The sequence below is a fragment of the Pseudonocardia sp. SID8383 genome (assembly GCF_009864975.1).
GTDB classification, from domain to species: domain Bacteria; phylum Actinomycetota; class Actinomycetes; order Mycobacteriales; family Pseudonocardiaceae; genus Pseudonocardia; species Pseudonocardia alni.
The window spans coordinates 1-6967 of record NZ_WWFY01000732.1; the positions used below are offsets into that span (position 1 = coordinate 1).

The window sequence follows — 6967 nt, forward strand, 5'->3', positions numbered from 1 at the left end:
TCGGTGAGCGCGTCGCGCAGCCGCGCCGCCTGGGCGCGCACTGCCTCCGGCGACCGGCCGGACAGCACCCACGGCACCACGCGGGGTTCGGGCTCGGCAGGCTCGCCGGGCTCGGCGACGGCGACGGGCTGCTCCAGCACGATGTGGGCGTTGGTGCCGCTGATGCCGAACGACGACACACCCGCCCGGCGCGCACGGCCGGTCTCCGGCCACGGCGTCGGCTCGGTGAGCAGCGCGACCGTGCCGTCGGACCAGTCCACGTGCGAGGACGGCGCGTCCACGTGCAACGTGCGCGGCACCGTCCCGTGCCGCATCGCCAGCACCATCTTGATCACACCCGCCACACCGGCCGCGGCCTGCGTGTGACCCAGGTTCGACTTCACCGAGCCCAGCAGCAGCGGCCGGTCGATGTCCCGGTCCCGCCCGTAGGTCGCGATCAGGGCCTGCGCCTCGATCGGGTCACCCAGCGTCGTGCCGGTGCCGTGCGCCTCCACCACGTCCACGTCACCCACACCCAGGCCGGCGTTCGCCAGCGCCCGGCGGATCACCCGCTGCTGCGACGGACCGTTCGGCGCGGTCAGCCCGTTCGACGCACCGTCCTGGTTCACCGCCGACCCGCGCAGCACCGCCAGGATCTCGTGACCGTTCCGCAGCGCGTCGGACCGCCGCTCCAGCACCAGCATCCCGACGCCCTCGGACCAGCCGACGCCGTCGGCGGCGTCGGCGAACGCCTTGCAGCGCCCGTCCGGGGACAGGCCCCGCTGCCGGGAGAACTCGACGAACGTGCCCGGCGTCGACATCACCGTCACGCCGCCCGCGAGGGCCAGCGTGCACTCCCCCGCCCGCAGCGCCTGCGCGGCCAGGTGCATCCCCACCAGCGACGACGAGCACGCGGTGTCGACGGTGACCGCCGGGCCCTCCAGGCCCAGGGTGTAGGACACCCGGCCCGAGGCGACGCTCGGCGAGCTGCCCTGGCCCTGGAGCCCCTCGAACTCCCGGCCGCCCAGGATCGAGCCGTAGTCGCTGTACATGACCCCGGCGAACACACCGGTGGCGCTGCCACGCAGGGAGACCGGGTCGATCCCGGCCCGCTCGACCGCCTCCCAGGAGGTCTCCAGCAGCAGCCGCTGCTGGGCGTCGGTGGCCGTCGCCTCACGGGGGCTCATCCCGAAGAAACCGGCGTCGAACCCACCGGCGTCGTGCAGGAACCCACCGTGGCGGGTGGAGGAGGTGCCGATGTGGTCGGGGTCCGGGTCGTAGACCGACCCGAGATCCCAGTTCCGGTTCGTGGGGAACCCGGAGACCGCGTCGACGCCGTCGTCGAGCAGCCGCCACAGGTCCTCCGGCGAGGACACCCCGCCGGGGAACCGGCACGCCATCCCGACGACGACGACCGGGTCGTCGGCGACCGCGGCCGGGGCCGCGACGGGGGCCGGCACTACTCCGTCGGCGCCGAACAGCTCCTCGTGCAGGTGCTCGGCGAGCGCGGTGGCGGTCGGGTGGTCGAACACCAGGGTCGCGGTGAGCCGCAGGCCGGTGGCCGTGCTCAGCCGGTTCCGGAGCTCGACCGCGGTGAGCGAGTCGAACCCGAGGTCGCGCAGCGGTGCCCGCTCGTCGACCACGGCCGGGTCCGCGTGCCCCAGGACCATCGCGATCCGGGTGCGGACCAGGTCGAGGAGCTCCCGGTGACGCACGTCGGGCCCGAGGGCCACGAGCCGGTCCACCAGGCCGGCGACGGTCGCCGCACCGCCGGCCGCGGCGCGGCGGGTGCGGGTCCGGACCAGGCCGCGCAGGATCGCAGGGACCTCACCGGACTCCGCCAGCGCCGCGGTGTCCAGCCGCACCGGAGCGACGAGCGAGGGACCGTCGGCGGTGCCGCTCACGGCCAGGGCCGCGTCGAACAGCGACAGGCCGTCCTGCGCCGACAGCGGCGGCATCCCGGAACGGGCCAGGCGCGCGGCCTCGGCGTCGTCGAGGGTGCCGGTCATACCGCTGCCCTGCTCCCACGGCCCCCAGGCCAGCGAGAGACCGGGCAGTCCCGCGGCACGGCGGTGCGCCGCGAGGGCGTCGAGGAAGGCGTTGCCCGCGGCGTAGTTCGCTTGTCCGGCGCCGCCCAGCACGCCCGCCACCGACGAGAACACGACGAACGCGTCGAGGTCCAGGTGCCGGGTCGCCTCGTGCAGGTACCAGGCCGCGTCGGCCTTCGGCGCCAGCACGGTGCCGAGCCGCTCGGCGGTGAGCGAGGCGAGCACACCGTCGTCCAGGACGCCCGCGGTGTGCACGACCGCGGTCAGCGACCGGTCCGCGCCGGCGTCGGCGACGAGAGCGGTGACCGCGGCGGGGTCGGACACGTCGCAGACCCGCACGGACACCGAGGCGCCGCGGGCGGTGAGCTCGTCGACGAGCACGGCGCTGCCGGGGGCGTCGGCCCCGCGGCGGCTCGCGAGCACCAGGTGCCGGACCCCGTGGACCTCGACCAGATGGCGCGCGAGCTGCGCGCCGAGGCCGCCGGTCCCACCGGTGACCAGCACCGTGCCGTCCGGATTCCAGACGGCCGGGTCGCCCCCGACGGGCAGCCGGGTGAGGCGGGGGGCACGGATCTCCGCGCCGGAGAGCGTCAGCGCAGGCTCGTCGGAGCCGAGAGCCGAGGCGAGGGCGTCCGCGTCGACGGTGCCGTCACCGCCGAGATCGAGGTGGCCGACGGCGCCGGGGTGCTCGGTCTGCGCCGACCGCACCAGCCCGGCGACGGCGGCGGCCGCGAGGTCGCTGCCGTCGGTCGCACCCCGGGTCACGACGACCAGCCGGGACCCGGCGAGTGCGTCGTGCCGGAGCCATTCCTGCAGCGTCCCCAGGACCTCGGCGGTGGTCCGGTGGGTACCGGACACCGGGTCGCCGGCGCCGTCCACACCGAGGACGACCACCTCCGGGACCTCGTCGCGCGCGGCGATCACGGCGACATCGGTGCCGGTGCCGACGGGCACACCCGCGTCCGCGAGCGGGCCGGCGAGACCGAGGGGGTCCTCACCGAGCACCGCGACCGTGCGCGGTGCCCCGGTGGCCGCGACGGGCTGCCGGGTGACCTCGAACAGCGCGTCACCGACGCCGTGGGTCGCCGCGTCGGCGGCGACGGCCCGGGTGACCAGCGAGTCCACGGTGACGACCGGTGCCCCGGCCGGGTCGCTCGCCCGCACCGACATCGCGTCGGCGCCGGACGGGGCGAGCCGCACCCGCAGCGCCGTGGCCCCGGAGCGGTGCAGGGACACGCCCTGCCAGGAGAAGGGCAGCGCCGCCGTCCCGCCGTCACCGAGCCCGGTGAGCAGGGAGGTGTGCAACGCCGCGTCGAGCAGCGCCGGGTGCAGGCCGAACGCGTCGGCGGACCCGGCCGTCTCCTCGGGCAGCGCGACCTCGGCGAACAGCTCCTCGCCGCGGCGCCAGGCCGCACGCAGGCCGCGGAACACCGGGCCGTAGCCGAATCCGGCGTCGGCGAAGGCGTCGTAGCAGCCCTGGACCTCGACCGGCTCGGCCCCGGCGGGCGGCCATTCGGTCGTCACCTCGCCAACGGCGGGGCTCCCGGCGGTGCTGAGCGCTCCGGTCGCGTGCCGGGTCCAGGTCCCGTCGTCACCGGAGCGGGACCAGACACCCACGGTGCGGCGTCCGGCCTCGTCGGGTGCCTCGACGGCGACCTGGACCTGCACCGACCCGGAGGTGGGCAGGACCAGCGGGGCGCCGAGGGTGAGCTCGTCGACCCGGTCGCAGCCGACCTCGTCGCCGGCACGCACGGCCATCTCCAGCAGCGCGGTGCCCGGCACGACGACCCGGCCGGCGACGGTGTGGTCGGCCAGCCACGGGTGGGTGCGCAGCGACATCCGCCCGGTGAACAGGCATCCGTCGTCGGCGGCCAGGCCGACGGCGGCGCCGAGCAGCGGGTGCCCGGCCGCGCCGAGCCCGACCGCCCTCAGGTCGGCCGTCCCGCCGAGCGGCCCGGCGGGCCAGTACCGCTCCCGCTGGAAGGCGTAGGTGGGCAGCTCGACCCGGCGTCCGCCGGTGAGCAGCGCCGGCCAGTCGACGTCCGTGCCCGCGGTGTGCAGCCGGGCCAGCGCGGCGAGCGCCGCGCCCGGCTCGGGGCGGTCCTTGCGCAGCAGCGGGACGACGACGCCGTCGGCCGTCTGGCTGCTGACCAGCGCGGACAGCACGCCGTCCGGTCCGAGCTCCAGGAAGGTGCCGACGCCGGCGCCCTGCAGGGCGGTGACGCCGTCGGCGAAGCGGACGGTCTCGCGGACGTGGCGCACCCAGTACCCGGGGTCGCACAGCTCCCCCGGCCCGGCGAGCGCGCCGGTCACGTTCGACACCACCGGGATCGACGGTTCGCGGTAGGTGATCCCGGCGGCGACGGCCCCGAACTCGGAGAGCATCGGGTCCATCAGCGGCGAGTGGAACGCGTGCGACACCCGCAGCGCGGTGGCCCGGTGCCCGTCGGCGGTGAACCGGGCGGCCACCTCGCGGACGGCGTGCTCGTCGCCGGAGACGACGACCGACTCCGGGCCGTTGACCGCCGCGATCGACAGCCGGTCGGTGACGTACGGGGCCACGTCGTCCTCGGTCGCGCGGACGGCGATCATCGCGCCGCCCGCCGGGAGCGCCTGCATCAGCGACGCCCGCGCCGCGACCAGCCGCGCGGCGTCGGCCAGGGAGAACACCCCGGCCACGTGGGCCGCGGCGATCTCGCCGATCGAGTGCCCGGCCAGGACGTCGGGGGTGATCCCCCACGACTCCACCAGCCGGAACAGGGCGACCTCGACCGCGAACAGTGCCGGCTGCGCCGCCCCGGTCTCGTCCAGCGGCTTCGTGTCGGAGCCCCACACGACCGGGCGCAGGTCCGAGCCCAGCTCGGCCTCCAGCGCGGCCATGACCGCGTCGAACGCCTCGGCGAATACCGGGAACCGGTCGTGGAGCTCACGGCCCATGCCGGGCCGCTGCGACCCCTGACCGGAGAAGAGCACCGCGGTCCGGCCGCTCCGGACGGCCCCGGTGACGACCGCCGGGTCCGGGAGGTCCGCGGCGAGCGCGGTCAGCCCGCGCAGTGCCTCCTCGCGGTCGGCGGCCAGGACGGCGGCGCGGTGGTCGAACAGCGTGCGGCCGGTCGCCAGGGACAGACCGACGTCGGCGGGCCGCAGTCCGGGGCGCCGTTCCAGCGCCTCGGCCAGCTTCCCGGCCTGCCCGGCCAGTGCCTCGGGCGTGCGGCCGGACAGCACCCAGGGCACGGCCCGGTCGTGGTCGGTGCCGTCGGGGGTCGCGACCGGCCCGGATGCGTCCGTGGCCGGCTGCTCCAGGATCACGTGGGCGTTGGTGCCGCTGATCCCGAACGACGACACCGCCGCCCGGCGGGCCCGCCCGGTCTCCGGCCACGCCCTCTGCTCGGTGAGCAGCGCGACCGTGCCGTCGGACCAGTCCACGTGCGACGAGGGGACACCGGCGTGCAACGTCGCCGGCAGGGTGCCGTGCCGCATCGCCTGCACCATCTTGATCACACCGGCGACGCCGGCGGCGGCCTGGGTGTGGCCGATGTTCGACTTGACCGACCCGAGCAGCAGCGGCCGGTCGGTGTCGCGGTCCCGCCCGTAGGTCGCGATCAGCGCCTGGGCCTCGATCGGGTCGCCCAGGGTGGTGCCGGTGCCGTGCGCCTCGACGACGTCGACGTCGCCGGTGGACAGCCCACCGCTGGCGAGTGCCTGGCGGATCACGCGCTGCTGCGACGGGCCGTTGGGCGCGGTGAGACCGTTGGACGCACCGTCCTGGTTGACCGCCGACCCGCGCACCACGGCCAGGATCTCGTGACCGTTCCGGAGCGCGTCGGACTGCCGCTCCAGCACCAGCATGCCGGCGCCCTCGGCCCAGCCGACGCCGTCGGCGTCGTCGGAGAACGCCTTGCAGCGTCCGTCCGGGGACAGGCCGCGCTGGCGGGCGAAGTCGACGAACACGCCGGGGGTCGACATGACCGTCACGCCGCCGGCGAGTGCGAGCGAGCACTCCCCCGAGCGCAGGGCCTGCATCGCCCAGTGCATCGCGACCAGCGACGACGAGCACGCGGTGTCGATGGTGACCGCCGGGCCCTCCAGCCCGAGGGTGTAGGACACCCGGCCCGAGGCGACGCTCGGGGAACTGCCGCTGCCCTGGAAGCCCTCGTACTCGGGCCCGGCGAGCACCGTGCCGTAGTCGCTGTACATGACCCCGGCGAACACACCGGTCGCGCTGCCGCGCAGCGAGACCGGGTCGATCCCGGCCCTCTCGACCGCCTCCCAGCTCGTCTCCAGCAGCAGCCGCTGCTGCGCGTCGGTCGCGGTGGCCTCCCGCGGGCTCATCCCGAAGAACCCGGCATCGAACTCGGCGGCGTCGTGCAGGAAGCCACCCTCGCGGGTGTAGGAGGTGCCGAGGTGGTCGGCGTCGGGGTGGTAGAGGTTCTCCAGGTCCCAGCCTCGGTCGGTGGGGAACCCGGTGATCGCGTCGCCGCCCGAGGTGACCAGGGTCCACAGGTCGTCCGGGGTGGCGACACCGCCGGGGTAGCGCGACGCCATGCCGACGATGACGATCGGGTCGTCGGCGACCGCGGCGGTCCGCACCGGGGCGGCCGGGAGGTCGTCGTCGGTGCCGAACAGGTCGTCGGCGATCACGTCGACCAGCAGGTCGACGGTCGGGTGGTCGAAGACCATCGTGGCGGGCAGTCGCAGCCCGGTGACGGTGTTGAGCCGGTTGCGCAGCTCCACCGAGGTGAGCGAGTCGAAGCCGAGGTCGCGGAACGCGCGCCCGGCGTCGACGTCGGCGGCGCCCGCGTGGCCCAGGACCAGCGCGACCTGGCCGCGGACGAGGTCGAGGAGCACCTCGCGCCGCTCCTCGGGGGTGAGCGGGGCCAGACGGTCACGCAGCCCCGAGGCGGCGGCCGAGCCGGCGACCGCGGCGCGGCGGGAGCGGC

Annotated in this window: 1 protein-coding gene; it reads right to left on the reverse strand. The window is 76.0% G+C overall.

Annotation, left to right across the window (positions count from 1 at the left end; genetic code table 11):
* Positions 1 to 6967: type I polyketide synthase (locus tag GTW08_RS17655; RefSeq protein ID WP_161152242.1), on the reverse strand; the 6967-nt coding region annotated here is incomplete at both ends.